The organism is Rhodohalobacter sp. 614A, assembly GCF_021462415.1.
In the GTDB taxonomy this organism is placed as follows: domain Bacteria; phylum Bacteroidota; class Rhodothermia; order Balneolales; family Balneolaceae; genus Rhodohalobacter.
The window spans coordinates 121,580-142,118 of sequence record NZ_JAKEDS010000004.1; the positions used below are offsets into that span (position 1 = coordinate 121,580).

The 20,539-nt window shown below is 41.5% G+C and carries 8 protein-coding genes; all 8 read right to left on the reverse strand.

From position 1 onward, the window contains the following. Positions 1–134: 134 nt before the first annotated feature. The 8 genes from L0B18_RS17545 to L0B18_RS17580 all read right to left on the reverse strand — a co-directional run bounded on the left by L0B18_RS17545 (position 135) and on the right by L0B18_RS17580 (position 20,519). Positions 135–2,615, reverse strand: a complete 2,481-nt coding sequence (locus L0B18_RS17545) for an ABC transporter permease (protein ID WP_234573167.1) — start codon at positions 2,613–2,615, stop codon at positions 135–137. A gap of 84 nt (positions 2,616–2,699) precedes the next feature. Further along, entirely contained in the window at positions 2,700–5,087 is a 2,388-nt protein-coding gene (locus tag L0B18_RS17550) for an ABC transporter permease (RefSeq protein ID WP_234573168.1), read from the reverse strand. Between the two features lie 84 nt (positions 5,088–5,171). Then, entirely contained in the window at positions 5,172–7,619 is a 2,448-nt protein-coding gene (locus tag L0B18_RS17555) for an ABC transporter permease (RefSeq protein ID WP_234573169.1), read from the reverse strand. Positions 7,620–8,094: 475 nt separating this feature from the next. Further along, positions 8,095–10,557 carry an FtsX-like permease family protein gene (locus L0B18_RS17560; protein ID WP_234573170.1) on the reverse strand — a complete coding sequence of 821 codons (2,463 nt, stop codon included), beginning with the start codon at positions 10,555–10,557 and terminating at the stop codon, positions 8,095–8,097. A gap of 179 nt (positions 10,558–10,736) precedes the next feature. Further along, positions 10,737–13,166, reverse strand: a complete 2,430-nt coding sequence (locus tag L0B18_RS17565; protein ID WP_234573171.1) for an ABC transporter permease — start codon at positions 13,164–13,166, stop codon at positions 10,737–10,739. An 85-nt stretch (positions 13,167–13,251) separates the two neighbouring features. Continuing rightward, complete coding sequence (locus L0B18_RS17570) at positions 13,252–15,636, reverse strand: ABC transporter permease (protein ID WP_234573172.1); 2,385 nt, start codon at positions 15,634–15,636, stop codon at positions 13,252–13,254. Between the two features lie 77 nt (positions 15,637–15,713). Next, the gene (locus tag L0B18_RS17575; RefSeq protein ID WP_234573173.1) at positions 15,714–18,080 is read right to left on the reverse strand and encodes an ABC transporter permease; all 2,367 of its coding nucleotides are present in this window, start codon (positions 18,078–18,080) and stop codon (positions 15,714–15,716) included. Between the two features lie 75 nt (positions 18,081–18,155). Next, the gene (locus tag L0B18_RS17580; RefSeq protein WP_234573174.1) at positions 18,156–20,519 is read right to left on the reverse strand and encodes an ABC transporter permease; all 2,364 of its coding nucleotides are present in this window, start codon (positions 20,517–20,519) and stop codon (positions 18,156–18,158) included. Between the last annotated feature and the right edge of the window lie 20 nt (positions 20,520–20,539).

Below are 20,539 nucleotides of genomic sequence, written 5' to 3' on the forward strand. Positions count from 1 at the left end.
TCACTTCTGATAGCGACCTGTTAGTTTATAGTGCTTAATCGAAGTTTGGCACATATAAATTTTATTTAGTAGAATCATAAGTTTTTAAGCTATCAACCAATCTTTACTGAAAGCTGACGGCTGAGAGCTGGTAATCATTCACTCCTTAAACTTTCCACGGGATTTACCAGTGTTGCTTTGATGGATTGATAACTCACCGTCAGCCACGCAATAGTAAGCGCTGAAATACCGGCTAATAGTATTATACCAATTCCAATATCAATTCTGTACGCAAAATTTTGTAGCCATCTGCTCATGACATACCATACGATAGGTACGGCAATCAGGAATGCAATTCCAACGAGGTTTGTGAATTCTTTATTCACCAGTAATACAATGTTGGAGGATGAAGCTCCCAGCACTTTACGAACGCCAATCTCTTTTGTTCGCCGCACAATCATCAGAGAAGCCAATCCGAATAATCCCAAACAGGCAATAACGATCGCAAGTACAGAACCAAACAAAACAATTTGGCTAAGCCTCTGCTCCTGTCGGTATTGATTATCAACCGCCTGATCTACAAATGTATAATTAAATGGAGTTCCACTAGCTACGGTTGCCCAGCTCTCCTCGATCTTGTCCATAAGCGCTGGAAGATCCTGCGAAGAAAACTGAACAGAAATGCGCGGAGTGGGAGATGCAGAGAAGTTTACATTATCAATTCCGCTGAATATTAACCCTGGATTGATGGTTAAAACCAATGGCTCCACCGCTGTATGAAGCGATTCATAATTGAAATTTTCAACGACACCTATAATTTCATGTTCTTCAAAGTTGGGGCCCGGCAACCGCATTCCAATTGGATTTTCCCAGCCGTAATCATCCACCAATGCCTGGTTGACGAGAATAGCGCGGCGCTGATCGGATGGATTTTCTTCCGAAAAATCACGCCCATTTACAATTTGAATTCCGTACGCCTCAACAAAATCGTGGTCCACGATATTAAAATGGAACTCACGTTTTCGATCATTGGATTCTTTGTAATCCGCGCCGATCCATCCTCCCGCCTGAACAGGTGTAAATGATGACATGCTGATTTGCGAAATCTCTGAAGAACCGGATAGTTCAGATTCTAGGCGATCTTTCAATTGGCCTGCCTCCCCAAGTACATTTGAAAGTGGATTTCCCGGCCCTGCATTCATATCGGTATTTAAAACAACAACTTGGTCTTTTTGATAACCCAAGTCTTTTGATCTCATGTAATCAAGCTGGTTTCCGATAATCAAAGTGCCGGCAATGAGTGCGATGGAGAGAGTAAATTGAAATACCACCATCGACTGGCGAAAAAGGTTTTTGTCACCGGCCACTTTTACTTGTCCTTTAAAAATCTGTACAGGTTTAAATCCGGATAAAATTAAGGCCGGATAACTTCCCGAAATAAAGCTGATAAAAAATGCTGTACCCAGCAGTACAAGGAAAAGATTAAAACTAAATACCATTTTCAATTCGGTGCCAGACAATGCGTTAAAACTCGGTAAAAGTAATTCAGCAATAAATATTCCAATACCGAGAGCAATGGTCGTCATCAGGAAAGCTTCACCCCAAAACTGGTACATCAGATGAGTCCGCTCGGCTCCGATTGTTTTTCGGATTCCAACCTCCTTAGCTCGTGAAGTTGAACGGCTCAAAGACAACGTCATAAAATTCACACAAGCAATGAGGAGTACAAGAATGGCAATCGCTCCAAGAATATAGGAATAGGTAGGATCGCTGACAGGAGCAATGCCCACGGGAATATCCGTATTCAAATGAATATCAGTAATTGGCTGAAGTCCAACGGTGTAGACTAAATCTCCGGGATTAAACTCGTCGCCATAACGCTCGCCCAAAACAGTGACCATCATAGAGGCCAACTTAGACTCTAATTGTTCGGCCGTTGAATTTTCCTCCAACAGAACATACGTTTCCGGAGAGACATTAAACCAACTTACATGTGCGCCTTCACTAAAAATTTTAGGGCTGTTTGAATAGGGAATCAGCGCATTAAACTGGATACTGGAATTAACCGGAGGATCTTCAACAACTCCTGTGACAAGAAAATCCTCGAATCCTTCCCCAATCTGTATGCTCAATACTTGTTGAAGCGGATTTTGATTCCCAAAATATCGATCTGCTGTTTCTTGGGTGAGAATAATAGAACCAGGGTTTTGAAAAACGACATCAGGATTTCCTTGTATGAGAGAAAAATCAAACATCTTAAAAAACGTAGGATCCACCATAGAAATCGTTTCTGATGTTGATTCATCCTGATCGGGACGTTTTACAAGGTTTGTAAGATTGCTGAATCGGCTGGTGGCTTCTACCTCGGGAATATTATTTTCAAGAGTTGAGGCAAGAATGATAGGAGTAGTCGAATTAAAATAAATTTCATCATTTCCATAATCCTCGTGAGACCAAGCCCGATAAATACGATCGGATTTTGAATGGAAACTGTCATAACTCCACTCATTTTGAACATACAACCCAATCAACAAACAGCAAGCAATTCCAACCGCCAGGCCAAAGATGTTGATAAAAGAGTACACCTTGTGTTTAAACAGGTTTCTGAAGGCAATTTTGAAGTAGTTTTTGAGCATTTTATGTGTTGTTTGTTGTCAGTTGTTCGTAGCTATCTGTGGCACGTCTACAACTGACAACGATCCACCAACCACTAACTAAATTCATTCACTCCGCAAACTTTTTACGGGATTCATAAGTGCTACTTTTATTAATTGAAAACTGATCGTTAAAAACGTAATCAGTAACAACCCAATCCCTGTTGCTGCAAATATTTGCCACGATAAATTCGTGCTATATTGGTAATTCTGTAACCATTGGTGCATCAGATAATAAGCAACCGGCGTAGCGATGAATAACGAAATAATTACCAGCATGATGAACTCGCCTGATAACAATCTCCAAAGAGCAAGGTTCGATGCGCCTAAAACTTTCCGCACACCGATCTCTTTTGTACGCTGTTCCGCAACGAAAGTGGTGAGTCCGAACAGTCCCAAACACGAAATAAAAATGGCTAATACGGCGAAAATCGTAGCAAGATTACCTAACCTCTTTTCGTCCGAAAATTTTTGGGCGTATTCAGTATCCACAAATTGATACTCGAATGGCTGACCCGGACTGAACTCTTCAAATATTTTTTTTATAGTATCCAACGCTGTACCTGCACTAACCGATGGATTTAATCGGAGATTTACGATGGGAGGTACATTTCTGTTGAGGAAGTAAAAAGTGGGCCGGATCGATGCATAAGGTGATTCCATAATCATATCTTTCACAACTCCGATCACCTTGAACGCCACCCCATCACTCCACCTGATGGTTTTTCCAACGGGATCTTCCAAGCCCATGTATTTCACCGCGGTTTCATTCAGAATAAACGCCGACGAATCTGATGGAAAATCTTTTGAAAAATCTCGTCCCTCTTTAATTTCCCAGCCAATGGTTTTTCCGTATTCATAAGAAACCCCACATGTAGGAAACATTACGGTTTGATTGGCTTCTTTTCCCTCCCAATAAAAACCACCATTTGTCCGCCAAACCTGTGTGAGCGGATTGGCAGATTCCGCCATTTCCGTAATCGCTCCCGAATTTTTTAATGTATTTCGTACCGTATCAAAATGATTATGAATATCTGCTGAATGCATTGTAACCGATATCAATCCGGCATGATTGTAACCCAGCGGACGATTTTCAGCGAATTGAATCTGGCGAAAAACAATGAGAGTAGCGATGATTAAAATCACAGAAACAGTGAACTGTACAACAACCAACAGCTTTCTCGGAATTGAGGCGAATCGTCCTGTCCGAAAGCTCCCTTTTAATATTTTAACCGTATTAAGTTCTGATAAATAGAAAGATGGATAACTGCCTGCAATCAGCCCCAGGAACAAGGCAGATCCCACCATCATCAACCAAAAGAAAATATTGCTCCAGGGAACAGATAGTTGTTTATCTGCTAAACTGTTAAAAAATGGAAGAGATATCTCGGCAAATAAGAGTGATAAAATCAACGCGAGGAAAACAACCAGGAATGATTCAATTAAAAATTGATGAATCAATTGTGTTTTAAGAGATCCGATAGCCTTTCTAACTCCTACTTCCCTGGCTCGTCTTTCACTTTTAGCGGTAGACAAATTCATAAAATTGATGCACGCCAGTAACAGGATAAACACGCCAATCATCCCAAATAACCAAACAAATGTAATTCGTCCGCCGGTATTTATTCCTCCTTTAAATTCGGAATACAAATGCCATTTACTCATCGGTTGCAGAAAAAGCCGGGGGTTGCTGGATAATTGTTCTCTGCGAATATTGTTTGACTTGACATCCGCTATCTGTGATGAGACATTCGCCAAATCAACATTTTCGGCAAGCTGTACAAAAACCTGGAATGAATTATTTCCCCACGGGTCGTCCATCTCTTCAATCCATTTGTCTATGGCAAGTTTGAGCTGCCAGGGACCAATAAAATCGATGCCTGCAAATGCAGAATTGTTGGGAATATCCTTGTAAATCCCTGAAATGCTTGCTGTTACTTTTCCCTCAATCTCAATAATTTTGTCCAAAGGATTGGCATCACCAAATATCGCTTCTGCAGCAGACTTGGAAATCAAAACAGAAGTAGGATCTGTTAATCCTGAATTTGCTCCTTCTAATATTTGAAGATCAAGCATATCCGGAGCACCCGGTTCCATATATGCTCCTCTTTTTGATATTGCTTTTTCATTGGTCTTAATGATCTGATCGTACGCACCGGAAGACAATATCACATGTTTAAAATTGCTTCCGTACTCTTTGCGAAGTTCTTCTGCCAATGGATACGGTACGCCTCCCCAAGTTGCAATATTATCATTAAGGGTCTGATTTTGCAGAACCTGGGCTATGCAGCCATAGTTTTTATTGTACTTGTCGTAACTGATTTTATTCCAAATCCAAAGACCTATCAAAATGGCTACAGCTATTCCTACAGAAAGCCCCGTAATATTAATAAAGGAGTGCGTCTTGTTTTTTACAAGATTACGCCACGCTGTTTTGATGTAGTTTTTGAACATTTTGTGTGTTGTTTGTTGTCAGTTATTTGTAGTTATCTGTGGCACGTCTGCAACTGACAACGAACCACCTACAATCAACTAAATTCATTCACTCCTCAAGCTGTTTACAGGATTTACAATGGCGGCTTTGATCGATTGATAACTGATCGTCAGCCATGCAATAAGAATCGCTGAACCGCCGGCGATGATGAACGACCAAACCGGCATATCAATTTGGTATGCGAATGTGTCCAGCCATTGAGCCATGGAATACCAGGCTATTGGCGTAGCGATGGCAATGGCCAATATCACCAGTAGTGTAAACCGGGTGGAAAGCAGCCAGACAATTTGTGAAACTTTGGCTCCGAGTACTTTTCGAATGCCAATCTCTTTAATTCTCTGTTGTGCCGTAAATGATGCAAGACCGAATAAACCCAATGCAGCAATGATGATCGCAATCATCGAAAAGAAACCAAATAACGTGCCCAGTCTCTCTTCTGAATTGTACTGCTCATCGAAACTATCCTGCACAAAAAAGTAAGTGAACGGATAGCCGGGACGGAGCGTAGCCCACTGCTCTTCGAGAAAACTGAGAACTTCTTCACGCGAGTTATCCCTGATTTTTATGGATACGTTGTTGATGAGCTCATCAGGTATCAAAAATACCATGGGGGCGATAGACTGGTGTAGTGATTCAAAATTGAAATCATTCACCACACCAATGACCCGACCCCTCCGGTTACCATACAAAAATTGCTTATCAATGGCTTCTTCGGGTGAATTCCAGCCGATGGTTTCAATAGCAGTTTCATTCAGGATAAACGCTTCGGTTGAATCACTGGCAAGATTGATATTAAAATTTCGGCCGGCAAGAAGGGTAATATCAAACGTTTGCAGATAATCGTGACCAATATGAATTTCGGCGATTCGAAAATTGATATTCTGCAATTCGCCATTTACTTCTGCCTGTGTGCCTTGCGAGTCCAATAGCCGACCGGATGGAACCCGGCTGGCGAGTGACACATTTAACACCCCCGGATGTCCCAAAAGCCTTTCCCGAATATTCTCATAATTTGATGTGATCTGTTCACTGACCGGCAATACAACGATATTTTCTTTATCAAAGCCAAGGTCCTTCGTTCGCATAAAATCGAGCTGGGTGTACACAATGATCATACAAGAGATTAATGCAATGGAAATAGCGAATTGTGTAACAACCAACACCGACCGAAATCGCTCATGGATTTTCCCGGCTTTGAATGATCCCTTCAACACAGAAGCCGGTTGAAATCCGGAAAGGAAAAACGCTGGATAACTGCCCGCAACCAAACCCACAAAAAATACAATTGCCAAAAGCCACAAAAGTTGAGCGTAGTTCTGAAGAAGATTTAACCTCAGGTTGAGATTAATAAAATCGTTAACGACTGGAAGCATCAGCTCAACGATCAGAATGGCAAAAAGCAAGGAAAGTAAGGCCATCACCACAGATTCACCTATAAACTGCCGAACCAGTGACCATCGATTTGCACCAATCACTTTTCGGAGCCCCACTTCCACTGCTCGTTTGACTGACCGGGCCGTACTCAAATTCATAAAATTGATGCATGCAATAATCAGAATAAAAAGAGCAATCGCACTATAGATATACACATATTCGATGCGGCTGTTGGCTTCAATTTCAGAGTCCAGATTTGAATGGAGATGAATATCGGTAAGTGGCTGCAGGAATAGCATAGTGCCATCGGACGCTGTGACCGGCTTGCCATCTGGCCCTAAATAAGTTTCATCGGTACTAAGATGCCGATCTATAAATGCAGGAATTTGAAGCTGTAACTTCTGATAGTCATATCCTTCAGGCAGAAGCAGATAGGTAGCGAAATTATTACTACCGTAGTTTTCCATGAATGCTTCTTGCCCACCATAAAACTGGATGACTGGCTCCATAGACGCCAAAAAATCAAACTGGAAATGAGAATTCTCGGGAATATCCTCCATAATTCCCCGAACCTGAAACTGCAAATTCGTTCCTCCTATTTCTGCCTCAAGCGCTTTCCCCATTGGATCTTCCTCACCAAAATATTTCTCAGCCATACTTTCGGTAAGAACAATTCCGTCGGGATACGTGAGTGCTGTTTCGGGATCCCCCTCAATCATATCCCAGGAAAACATATTAAATACATCCGCATCCGTGAAGAAAAAATGGTCTTCAACAAAGGAGTTCTCTTCATATCTCAGCAGTGGACTGACTTCAAAAAAACGAACCATTTCCTGAATGGTTCCTTCAAAATCCTGTTCCAAAAGTGGCCCAAACGGAGGAGCGGCATGACCAAGATGAAGACTAACCTCGCCATCTTGATTGAACCAGGCACGGGTAGCCCGCACAATCCGGTCTGAATTTTCATGATACTTATCATAACTCAGTTCATGCTGAACATAAAGTAAAATGAGAATACAGATTCCCATTCCCAGAGCCAACCCAAAAATATTGATAAACGAATACCCCGGGTTTTTTTTGAGATTTCTGAGTGCAATTTTTATGTAATTTTTGATCATATATTTTTAGTTCTCTGCTGTTTGATATCAGCTGCCAGACATCAGCTACCAGTATGCACTCTGGTAACTGAATACTGACAGCTTTTGTTGGTAATCATTGAGAACGGTAAACTCAATGTTCTTCGATCTGCCACTGCTACATGTTATGTTTATCAACTATCGTACCAATTTGTTGAAAATGGGTCACAAGCTTTAAAACAAAGCTACTTATTGAAATCTCTGTACGTATTTAAACATCGGGTGTTCGGATTCGGACAGTGTTCGTATCTCTTCAATATCATAAATATTACGAGGAAGGGTACTTTTAAAAACATGGCACCTCCTTTCAAAAATTGGCATTCAGAAAAACCAAAACTGCCATGACATACTTGTTTCATGTCCATAGAATGGTTAGTAGCAGAGCAATTTATGTGTACGCGGCGCCGTTCATCCGAATTCAATCCCAGGTATCTTTTAGATTGGATGTACAGTTTTTTTATTCACTCCTCAGACTGTCTACGGGATTCATTCTGCCAGCTTTAAAGGATTGGTAGCTAACCGTTACAAGACAAATAATGACACTGAGAATTCCGGTTGCCGCAAATACCATGATGAGGTTCCATCCCATTTCTATGCGGTAAGGAAAATCCTGGAGCCAGCGGTTGATCAGCAGGTATACAAATGGCCAGGCAATAATGTTAGCGAGCAAAATAAGTTTGATGTACTCTTTTGACAGTAAAATTAAAATTCCACCAAGTGTGGCTCCCAGAGTTTTCCGGATACCAATCTCCTTGGTTCGTTTTGAGGCTGTAAATGATGCAAGTCCGAAAAGGCCAAGACAAGCAACCAAAATGCAAAGAAGCGTGAATGCACCCGTAACTTTCCCCAGGGTCATTTCAGAAGCATAGACTTTTGCCAATTCCTCATCCTGGAACGAGAATTCAAAGGGATCCACCCAGTTAATTTCGTACCAGACAGTTTCCAAATAATCAATAGCATGAGCCATACCGCCTGGCGCCACTTTCACGGCGGCATGATCAAGGGTTCTGAGTATCGGCATTGTGCCGCTGGAAAGCCGTATCACGAGGGGTTTTACTTCCTGCTTTATCGTTGTGAAGTTAAAATTTTCTACCACCCCCACTACGGATAATGTATGACGTTCATCGTTACTATCGTCGTAATAAAAAAGTTCACCGAGGGCATCTTCAGGTGTCTCAACTCCAAGCACCTCAACCATTTGACGGTTAATCAGGACAGCCTGCTCATTGTCCGTTGTGAACTCTTCAGAAAAATCACGGCCTGCGATCACATCAATTCCAAAGGTTTCAACAAAATCGTGATTTACGTGGAGTGTAAGAGTTGATTTTTCTTCGCCCTGTGAGATGTTTGCAGGATAAATCTTCCAGCTTTCTCCATCTCTTTCCCCCAGAACGTGACTTATCCCCGTAACTGCCAGAATATTGGGGTTTTGCAACGCTCTCTCTTTAAACTGATCGTACTCCCAGGCAATCAGATTTTGACTCATTGGAAGGATAATAATTCTCTCTTTTTCAAAACCGAGATCCCTGGTTTGCATGTGCTGAAGTTGCAGGTACACCACAATGGAACCAATAATGAGAATGATAGAGAGACAAAACTGAAAAGTAACTAAACTTTTTCTGAAGAAAGCTCCTTTTGAGTCGAGCGAAGCATCCCCTTTTAAAACTCTTGTGGGTTTCAGGCCGGATAAAAACATGGACGGGTAAATCCCCGCAAAAAATCCAACTCCAACAACAATCACAGACAGTAAAGAGAAGAAAAACAGATTATCAAAGAGGTGGAGAGCCAGATCTTTCCCGATGAAATTATTGAAAAAGGGAAGCGTCAGATACACCAGGAAAACCGCAATCAGAACAGCCAGAAAACTCACCAGGATAGATTCTCCCATAAACTGCAAAAAAAGCTGGCCACGATCGGCACCCAAAGCTTTGCGCATCCCCACTTCTCGTGCCCGTTCGCTTGATCGGGCTGTAGCAAGATTCATAAAATTCACACAAGCAATAATCAGGATAAGAACGGCTACTGCGGAAAAAAGGTAAATGGAAAAAACAGAACCGTTCGCATCAATTTCATTGTCGAGGTTCGAGTAGAGATGAATTTCCGTAATGGGTTGCAATTCAAGCCTTACCGTCTCCCCTTCTGGCCGGTTGGGGTAATAATATTTATCAGCAAACGCCGGTAGTTGATCCTCCAATTCTGATGCCGTAACATCTTCGTTAAGCTTGATATACGTCCAAATAGGATTCCACCACCAGTTATCTTCATAATCAGGATTTTGTGAATAGAGGATATCGAGGCTTGTAAAAGAAGCAAGCATATTCGGCGAAATGTGTGACTCCTCCGGCCAGTTTTTCATTACACCGGTAATCATCATTTCCATTGATGAAATTCCCTTATAGCGAAGTGTTTTCCCTATCGGATCGCTATCCGGATATAAAGTAGTGGCCAGTGCTTCTGATATGACCAGGGATAGCGGTGCGTCCAATACATTCTCCGGATTTCCACGAATCAAATCGATACTGAAAACATCAAAGAAAGTAGAATCAGTAAAAAAGAAATCAGGTGTTCTGAAAGAGATATCATCCGCTCTGCTCAGAAAGGTGTGGGCGGCATCTTGTGTATCAAACAAACGCACCTGCTGCTGCACCAAATGAGGGTATTCCGCTTTTAAAAAAGGTCCTGTTCGGAAAGGGCTGCTTGCTGCCGGAAGCTGGTCACTCGATGAGGTGGGAATCTGGGTAATACGATAAATACGATCAGAATCGTCAATAAAACGATCATAACTCAACTCATTTAGTACGTAAATACTAATAAGAAGACAGCAAGCTACCCCTATTGCCAAGCCTGCTACGTTGATAAATGTATAGCCAATTCGCTTCCTGAAGTTACGAAAAGCAATCTTCGCGTAGTTCTCTATCATGTTGCCTGGAGGAAGGATCTTTTTTATAAACTTAAGTACGCAAATCCGCAAATGAATGACAAGAGGTAACTTGGCTTTTTTGACCGGCAGTCAAAAGAATTCCCTGTAATTATTTACAGTTTTCTATCAGTCTCACCCCTCTCCGAAAATGCTCATAACTGAATACTGTGCGTTTGATATCATTCGTTTCTCAAGCTTTTCACGGGATTCATTAACGCTGCTTTGATGGATTGCCAACTTACAGTTAGCAAAGCAATCACCAATGTTACAGCACCGGCTCCGATAAACATCCAGATGTTGATATCAATTCTGTAGGCGAAATCCTTAAGCCATCCGCTCATTGTATACCAGGCTATGGGCACAGCAATTGCAAATCCAATCAGCACCAAAAGTATGTAGTCTTTGGAAAGTAAAGACACAATATCGGTTACAGTCGCGCCCAGTACTTTTCGCACACCAATTTCCTTGGTTCGCTGCTCGGCACTGAAAGCTGCCATGGCAAATAATCCCAGGCATGCAACAAAAATGGCCAGTGCAGAAAATATCGTCATGATCGTTCCCATCCGTTGTTCAGCGCGATACATTGATTCGAAACTGCTGTTCATAAAGGTATAGCTGAAAGGCTGATCCGGAGCCAGTTTATCCCATTCTCTTCTTGCCGTCTGTATAATTTCTGATGCGCCGGCTGCATCAAACCGGATCGCCGCAAGTCCGCTACTTCGGCCCAAGCGAAGTCCCAGAGCACCGATATTTTGATGCATTGATTCAAAATGAAAATCCTCAACTACGCCTATCACGTGATAGGCCGTATACCCCTCATCTTCTCCAAACTCATTTAATGTGCGTATTTCTTCCCCAATGGGATTTTCAAATCCAAATAAATCTGCCGCTTTTTGATTGATCACAATAGCCGATGAATCGGTTCCCATATCCCGGCTAAAATTTCGTCCGTCAGCCATTTCCATTTTCAGAGTGGGGATGTAGTCGTAATCCACATTCCAGATTTGCATAGAAACACTATTCTCGTTCGTCATTTGAGAACCTGTATAGAAAGGTGTGTCTGTTCGCGACGACGGAACGGGCAAAAAACTGCTAATGGTTACATTCTCCACCTGCGGAAGACGTTTCATATTTTCCTTAAAGACCGGCAAATTTTGTTCCAGACCGTATGCATTTTCAACAATTAACACCTGGCTTTTTTCATAACCGGGGTTTTTCTGTTGTACAAACTGAAGCTGCTGGTAAATAACAACGGTCCCAATAATCAGGATGATTGAGATTGCAAATTGAGTAACTACCAGGCCGCTTCGGAGTTTTTTGCTTTTGGCTCCCTGCGATACACTTCCCTTTAAAACTTTAACCGGCTGAAAGGAAGAGAGGAAAAACGCAGGATAAATACCGGCCAGCAGACCAATCATCAGTGATGATGCGATCAGAAAAATCATCAATTCCGGATTGGTGAAAAGTGCAGGATCGAAGCTTTTTCCGGACAATTCATTAAAATACGGCATGGCTATTTGCACGCCGGCCATCGCGATCAAAAAAGCAATCATACTGAGTAGCACCGACTCAAAAAGAAATTGTCCTATAAGGCTGCTCTTTCCCGATCCCAGAACTTTACGAACCCCAACTTCGCGAGCACGACCCGCCGAACGAGCCGTTGAAAGGTTCATAAAATTGATGCAGGCAATCAAAAGAACAAAAATCGCGATGGCAGAGAATATGTAAACGTATTGGATACTTCCGTTTACACCCAATTCTACCGTCAGATTGGAATGCAAATGAATGTCGGTAAGGGACTGCAGGTAATAGTGAATATCCGTACCTGAAGAAGCGATATCTTCTTCAGTAACATTTAGAAGTTGTAAAGCCTGAGGCAGCACATAATTTTTTAAAACATGATTATTCAGCTTTTGCTCGAATTCAGCTGCATCGGTGCCTTCAGCAAGCAGCAAATATGTATTGTAGTTGTTACTTAGCCACCATGTGTTTTTGCTGTCGGCAAAGGTGGACATGGAAACATAGATAGGAAAATGAAAATGAGAATTTTGAGGTAGATCTTTTACAACTCCGGTAACCGTCATATCTGAAGAATTATCAAACCGGAGCGTTTTCCCTATGGGATCTTCGCTGCCAAAATATTTTTCGGCTGCTGTTTGAGTGATGACGACCGAATGTGGAGCGGTCAGCGCCGTGTTGGGATCTCCTTCAATAAACTGAAATGTTAACACTTTGAAAATGGTGGAATCGGCAAATACAACATTGTCTTCCTTAAAAACCTGCTCTTTATATCTGACTAAATAATCTCCCTGATTATTGAAGCGAGTGACTTCTCTAACTTCAGGAAAATCATCTTTCAATGTATAGGCCATCGGAGCCGGTGCTGTTGCCAACTCAAAATGATTTCCTCCAAATGTGATATCGGAAGCTACCCGGTAAATCCGGTCAGAATGGGTATTAAATTTGTCGTAGCTCAGTTCATCCTGCACATACAAAAAAATGAAAATACAGCAAAAAATCCCGACAGCTAATCCCAACACATTGATCAGCGAATAGAACTTTTTCTTCCAAAGATTTCTAACAGCAATTTTGATGTAGTTTTTTAGCATTTCTTTGTCTGTTGTAGGTTGTCAGTTGTCTGTAGTTCAGGATAGTTGCTTCCAACTGACAACGAACCACCAACTACGAACCAGTTTATTCACTCCTCAAACTTTCGGCGGGATTTATCATCGCAGTTTTGATAGAATGATAACTAACTGTGAGAAGCCCTATCAACACAGCTATTATCCCCGCCTGGAAGAAAACTTCCATACTGAATTCTATTCTATAGGCAAAGTCGGTCAGCCATTGGTTCATTACGTACCATGCAACAGGTACCGCGATGAGAAAGCCTGTGACAATAAGGATCAAAAAATCTTTGCTTAGCAAATTCACTATATCCGATATAGTTGCGCCTAAAACCTTACGAATGCCGATTTCTTTTATACGTTGGGTGGACGTAAAAGTGCTCAATCCAAATAATCCGAGACAAGATATAAGTATTGCCAGAGCTGCAAATATGTCAATCAGTTTACCCATTGTAATCTGCTGGTTATACAGTGCCTCAATACTTTCATCCATAAAATGATAGTCGAAAGGGTACTCCGGATCGAACTCTTTAAAAACGTTCCCGATAGTAGCCAGGCTTTCCTGCATATTTCCCGGAGCTATTTTTATTGAAATAAAGTTTTTAAACATCTCGGGCGAGTTTCTTAGCATCAATGGCTCTATCGGTTTAAAAGCCGATTGAAAATTAAAGTCTTTCACCACACCTACAATTTTTCCCTCTTCCAGTCTTTTTCCTACTGGATCTTTCAATTGCATTACTTTTAGCGCCGTCTCGTTCACGAGATAATATGTAAGTGTATCACCCGGATTACGAGGTTGAAAATTTTTCCCTTTCGAAATTTCCAAACCGAACGTTTCAGCGAATGAGTCATCTACTTCTAAATAATTCATCAAAAAATCTTCCCGGCCTTCAGGCATTCCTTCCCATTCAATACCTGAATAGGAGCCCTCGTGATTAATGGGCAGACTATTAGATTGAGTTACCTGCAAAACAGATGATTGCTGTAGCAAAGTTGATTTCAAACTCTCATATCTAACATCATTTCTTAATTCTGCTTTTACAGGTGTAAAGATTACATGCTCCTGATCAAAACCTACATTTCGTTCCAAAACGTAATCCATCTGTTGCCTGATGATGATAGCACCAATAATCAGCATAACCGAGAGAGCAAACTGGCTTACAACCAGTATTTTTCTTAATGAAAGACGGCGCTTTCCCAGTCCTTCGATAGTTTTGAACGACCCTTTAAGAATATTAGTGGTACTAAATGCAGAAAGGAAAAATGATGGATAAAGCCCTGATAAGACTCCAACAGAAAATAAAATGATAAGAATAAGGGGTATTAAATATTCTGGTGGAAGAAGATGTAGCGATAGAGGAATACCACTTAAACTTGCAAAATATGAAATAGATACCTGGGTAATAGCCAGAGCAATAAAAGTGGAAAGAAAAGCAAAAATCATGGACTCCCCTATCAACTGGTAAACTAACTGTTTACGGCTGGCTCCCATTACTTTTCGAACCCCTATTTCTTTACCCCGCTCGAATGACCTTGCAGTGCTGAGGTTTACAAAATTGATACAAGAGATAAAAATAATGATAAGCCCAATAGCTCCGAACAAATAAATCGTTTGGAGATCACTTGTTTTAGCAAACTCCGTATTAAAATCGAAGTCAGAATATAAATGAATATCCGTAAGTGGCTGCAAATATAGCTGAGGCTGCCAGGCCGGGTTATCTATATTATCACTGAGTAAAGGACGGATTTTTTGCTCAAATGCATCCGGATTTGCCGATTCTTTCAGTACGATATATGTGTACATCCAGTTCATTCCCCAATTTTCAAAGTCCCGGCGTCCCTGCAAGTTTTGCATAGGCAACAGGTAATTGAATGTTAAATGGATGTTTGATGGCAAATCCTCCAATACCGCCTGAACAACAACATCTTCCCGTTGATTAATTGTAATTCGTTTTCCGATAGGATTTTCATCAGCAAAATATTTATGGGCCATTTGTTGCGTAATAATGATTGAACCGGGAGAAGCAAAAAAGGCCGAAATACTTCCTTTAGATATGGAAAGAGGAAACAGTTCAAAAAAGTTGGAATCTATATGGAAACCACCATCTTCTTCAAAATTCTTGTCCCGATATTGAAATAGACGTTCACCGTTAATCCTGCTGAAACCAGTCGCAAGTTCAACCTCTGGATAGTCGGTTCCCAGTTTTTCTACAAGAGGAGCAGGCGTACTGGCTACCTGATATAAATCCCCAGCCTGGTTTTGCTCCTGGAAAACTCGATATATATGATCAGCGCGCGGGAAGAACCTGTCATAACTCACTTCATTTAAAATATAAATCCCAATAATCACCCCGCACATGATACCAATACTCAAACCCACCACATTAATGGTGGAATAGGTTTTGTTGCGGACAAGATTCCGCCAGGCAATTTTGATGTAGTTTTTAATCATAATTGTAAGCATTCAGCTGTCAGTCATCAGCTATCAGCTTACTGAAAGCTGACGGCTGATCGCTGATAGCTTGTTAATCATTCACTCCTCAAACTCTTTACCGGGTTAATTAACGCAGCTTTGATGGATTGCCAGCTCACGGTCAGTATGGCAATCAGCAGCGCGGCTCCCCCGGCGATTCCAAAGATTCCCAACCCGATGTCAATTCGGTAAGCAAAACCCGTGAGCCATTGATGCATCAAATACCAGGCAACTGGAACTGCTATGACAAATCCGCTCACTACCAACAGCAAAAAATCACGGCTCAAAAGTGTGACAACGCTATACACTGTAGCTCCCAAAATCTTACGGATGCCAATCTCTTTTTGGCGGCGTTCGGCTGTGAAAGCGGCCAGACCAAATAGCCCGAGGCAGGAAATGACAATGGCAATAATCGCAAAATATTTTGAGAGGGTTGCCACCCGATCTTCCGCAATATAGAGTGACTCGTAAGCCTGGTCTAAAAAGTTGTAGGAGAATGTAAAACCGGGATTAAATTCCTGGTAAAAACCTTCGAGTTGTTCGATGGTTTCCTGCTCCATACCGGGGGCAATTTTAGCGTATACTTTTTGAGTCTGGTCCGGATTTAAAAGAAAGAAAAGCGGGTCGACATTGGAATGAAGCGATTCGAAGTGAAAATTTTGAACGACTCCGATAAGCTCAAAATTCTTTTCTTCATACTGTATAATTTTTCCAACAGGATTGTCGAGTCCCATAACATTAATTGCAGCTTCATTAAAAATGATTTTGGACTCTTCGGCACTGAAATCCTTGGAAAAACTTCGTCCGGCCGCCATCTTCATGTCCATCATTTCTAACAGACCGTAGTTTACGAACCTGCGTGCAAATGGAAATTCAGTTGCGGGAGATTTCCCTTCCCATTGAATATCATTCACCGTATTTCCTCCTCCCAAAACTCCCCGTTCACTAATGGTGGATGCAGCCATTATTCCCGGAATATTTTCGATCTGGTATAAGAAAGTTTCCCGATTCTCCGCAACTCTGCCTTCCACATTAAAAAAGAGGACGTGTTCCTTTTCATAACCAAGGTTCTTAGATTGAACAAATGCAGTCTGCTTGTATACTACGAGCACAGCTATAATCAGAACAATGGAAACTGCAAACTGGAATACCACCAAGCCTTTTCGGGCCCACATCTCACCAGTCGATCGTTCGAGTTTGCCTTTGAGAACAGATATAGGCTTAAAGCCGGATAGGTATAACGCAGGATAACTGCCGGCGATCAACCCTGTAACCAACGTTCCACCGCAAAGCGAAAGGATCAAAGTACTGTTTAATGAAAGCGATAACTGTTTTCCGGCGATGATGTTAAATTGCGGGAGGAAAAGTTCCACCATCACGATGGATAAAATCATGGACAGTGTTACCATCAACAACGATTCGCCGAGATATTGAAAAATAAGAGAACCTCGATGCGCACCAATCGCTTTTTTAACTCCCACCTCTTTCATTCTTCTCGAAGCTTTTGCCGTCGACAGATTCATGAAATTGATACAGGCAATGAAAATGATAAAGATGGCTACGATGGAAAAAAGCCGAACATATTCAATCCGTCCGCCTGTTTGAACACCATTTTCGTAATTTCCATAGAGGTAGGCATCTGAATAATGCCGTGTGAACAGAGTTCGGTTTTCAGCGTTCTCTATTTTGGTGCTGATGTAGTTTTTTATTTTCTGATTGAACTCCTCAACATCCGCTCCCTCCTGTAACAAGACCAGGGTTTCAGGACCGGAATTCTCCCATCCCATCAATCCGGCATACATATTTTTCAACAAATCATAGGCCAAAACATAATCAAACTGATCGGATGAGTTTGACGGTGGATTTTCAAAAATTCCTGATACCTGGAACTGCTGAGCTTTCTGCCACTCCACGGCTTTTCCAACTGCATTCTCGGCTGAACCGAATAATCTTTTAGCTAGATCTTCGGAAAGTACAATAGAATTTATATCAGAGAGAACCTGCTCTTTGTCTCCCTGAATAAGCTTATAGGAGAAAATCTTGAAAAAATCCTGGCCAACAAATTTTCCATTGGCTTTGATTCTATTCTCATCTACAGAAACAGTTATTCCTGAAAACCAATCGGTAGGAGTTGCGGTGGCAGCGTATTCAACTTCGGGCATTTCACTTTTTAGAGTTTCAGCTAACAAACCCGGCGTAGAATCAGTCACCCTAATATTCCCTGTATGCTGCTGATGCTCCATCACCTGGTAAAGCCGGCTGTCATTCTCATGAAATGCATCCATGCTCAATTCATCATTTACCCAGAGAAAAATCAAAAGAGCACACGCGAGTCCCGTTGAAAGCCCAATCAGGTTGATGAAGAATGAACTTTTGAACCGAATAAAATTACGGTAAATAAGTTTTAGTGTGTGTTTTAGCATTCTTTTAAGCTTTTAGCTGTCAGTTATCAGCTATCAGCGACTGAAGTCTGACGGCTGAAAGCTGATAACTTGTTATTATTCACTCCTCAAACTCTTCACCGGATTCATCAGCGCTGCTTTGATGGATTGCCAGCTTACCGTTACCAAAGCAATCAAAAGTGCTACTCCACCCGCGATTGCAAATACACCGGGACCAATTTCAATCCTGTAGGCATAATCTGCCAGCCATTGGTTCATCAGGTACCAGGCGATAGGAACGGCACATACAAAACCGAGCAATACAAGTACGATAAAATCCTTACTTATCAGCCCTACAATATTCGTCACGGTTGCACCCAGCACTTTACGCACACCAATCTCTTTGGTGCGCTGCTCAGCCATAAAAATGGACAGACCGAAAAGTCCGAGACAAGAAATTAATATGGCAAATATCCCAAAATACCTGGCCAGTTCCCCTACTTTCATCTCACTGCGATATAAGGCGGCAAACTGTTCATCCATAAAGCTGTAATCGAACGGATAATCGGGATTAAATGTCTTATACGTTTTCTCCACATTTGCCAGCGTTCGGCTAATGTCATTAGAGTTTAAGCGCATATATCCAAAATTAGTCCCGAAACTTTCCCCTCCGTTGAGAATCATGACGATAGGTTCCACTTTGAATTGAAAATTCTGGTAGTTAAAATCTTTTAGTACGCCAATAATTTCACTGTCATCATACCAGGCATCAAGAGTTTTACCGACCGGCTGTTCCATGCCCATCACTTTTACAGCTGCTTCATTGACGATAACCCGGGCTGAATCAGCGCCATATTCTCTTGAAAATGAGCGGCCTTCGGCCAATTCGAAGTCAAACGTTTCGATCAGATCATAATCAACCAAAATTAATTCAAACAGTACGTTGGCGTCAGGATCCTTACCCGGCCAATGTACATCTGCTGCGCTCGTATATCTTCCTAAAAAGTTATGATTAGCACTTGAAATTGATTCAACACCCGGTTCTGTTTGTACTTGTTTACTAAAAGATTCCCAGTTATCAGCCAGGTTGCCTTCAATTGGAAATGCAATAAGATTTTCCTGTTTGTATCCCAGGTTTTTTTGCTGGAAGTACTGAATCTGTTTGTAGATAACAATCGTTGAAACGATAAGAATAATTGACATCGTAAATTGAAAAACAACCAACCCTTTTCGGGCAAACGCCTCTCTATTCGAAGATTTCACTTTTCCTTTGAGGGCTTTAGCTGCCTCAAATGATGATAAATACAGGGCAGGATAACTACCAGAAATCAATCCCGTAATGAATGCTATAGCTCCCAAAAATAGTAGCAGTGAAGGGTCTGTATATTGAATGGTAATCGTTTTTTCGGTTACATCATTAAAGATGGGCAAACCTAATTCTACTATCAGTAAAGTAAATCCTAAGGCTGAAAAAGCTGTAATAATGGACTCCCCCATATACTGGCCTATCAAAGAGCCACGCCCAGCTCCGATGGATTTACGAATACCTACCTCTTTGGCCCGTCTGGAAGACCGCGCCGTACTCAAATTCATAAAATTGATGCAGGCAATCAGGAGGATAAAAAAGGCGATAACAGAGAATAACCTTACATAGGCGATACGCCCTCCCACAGATTCCCCATTATCAAAACTGCCGTATAAATATGAATCCGCATACGGATATAAAAATAGCTCCGTATCGGATTGTTCACTGCGTTCTTTTACAAAATGTTTAATTTTACGGTCTACAGATTTTACATCGGCTTCCGGACGCAGCATTACTATCGTTTGCGCACTATTATTTGCCCAGTCGGCGGCCCATTCATTTTGTTGTAAATACTCTTGGAATGGAAGCACAAAATTAAACTGAAGCGTAGAGTTATCTGAAATATCGCTAAATACTCCGGTAATCGTGTAGGTACCGCCATCATCTATATCTATAGATTTGCCCACAGCACTTTCATCGCCAAAGTATTTTTTAGCAAGTTCCTCGGAAATAACTACCGAGTATGGAGCGGTCAAAAGTTCGTCTTCATTGCCGGATATTAATGGAATGCTGAGAATGTTGAACAAGTCTTCCCGGGCAAAAATCCCGTTTTCTTTCAATGATTTATCTCCCCGCCTAAAAAGATAATCTACATTCCAGGTGTAGGTTGCAGCATACTCTATTTCAGGGATTTCTTCCTTCAATGCAGGGGCTAAAATGCCGGGTGTTTCGGTGGTTGTATGAATAGAGCCTTCAGCATATTCCTGGTTTTCCATCACCTGGTAAATGTTTTCGACATTGCTATGATATCGATCAACATTCAATTCGTCCATTACCCACAAAAGTATAAATATGGTACAAGCCATCCCTACAGACAGCCCAACAAGGTTGATAAAAAACGAACTTTTAAACCGAATAAAATTACGATAAATGAGTTTTAATGTGTGTTTTAGCATTTTTAAGCGTTTGGCTATCA

Coding starts and splice junctions, on each gene's coding strand:
- L0B18_RS17545 (WP_234573167.1), bottom strand. CDS start 2,615: ATGCTCAAAAACTACTTCAAAATTGCCTTCAGAAACCTGTTTAAACAC.
- L0B18_RS17550 (WP_234573168.1), bottom strand. CDS start 5,087: ATGTTCAAAAACTACATCAAAACAGCGTGGCGTAATCTTGTAAAAAAC.
- L0B18_RS17555 (WP_234573169.1), bottom strand. CDS start 7,619: ATGATCAAAAATTACATAAAAATTGCACTCAGAAATCTCAAAAAAAAC.
- L0B18_RS17560 (WP_234573170.1), bottom strand. CDS start 10,557: ATGATAGAGAACTACGCGAAGATTGCTTTTCGTAACTTCAGGAAGCGA.
- L0B18_RS17565 (WP_234573171.1), bottom strand. CDS start 13,166: ATGCTAAAAAACTACATCAAAATTGCTGTTAGAAATCTTTGGAAGAAA.
- L0B18_RS17570 (WP_234573172.1), bottom strand. CDS start 15,636: ATGATTAAAAACTACATCAAAATTGCCTGGCGGAATCTTGTCCGCAAC.
- L0B18_RS17575 (WP_234573173.1), bottom strand. CDS start 18,080: ATGCTAAAACACACACTAAAACTTATTTACCGTAATTTTATTCGGTTC.
- L0B18_RS17580 (WP_234573174.1), bottom strand. CDS start 20,519: ATGCTAAAACACACATTAAAACTCATTTATCGTAATTTTATTCGGTTT.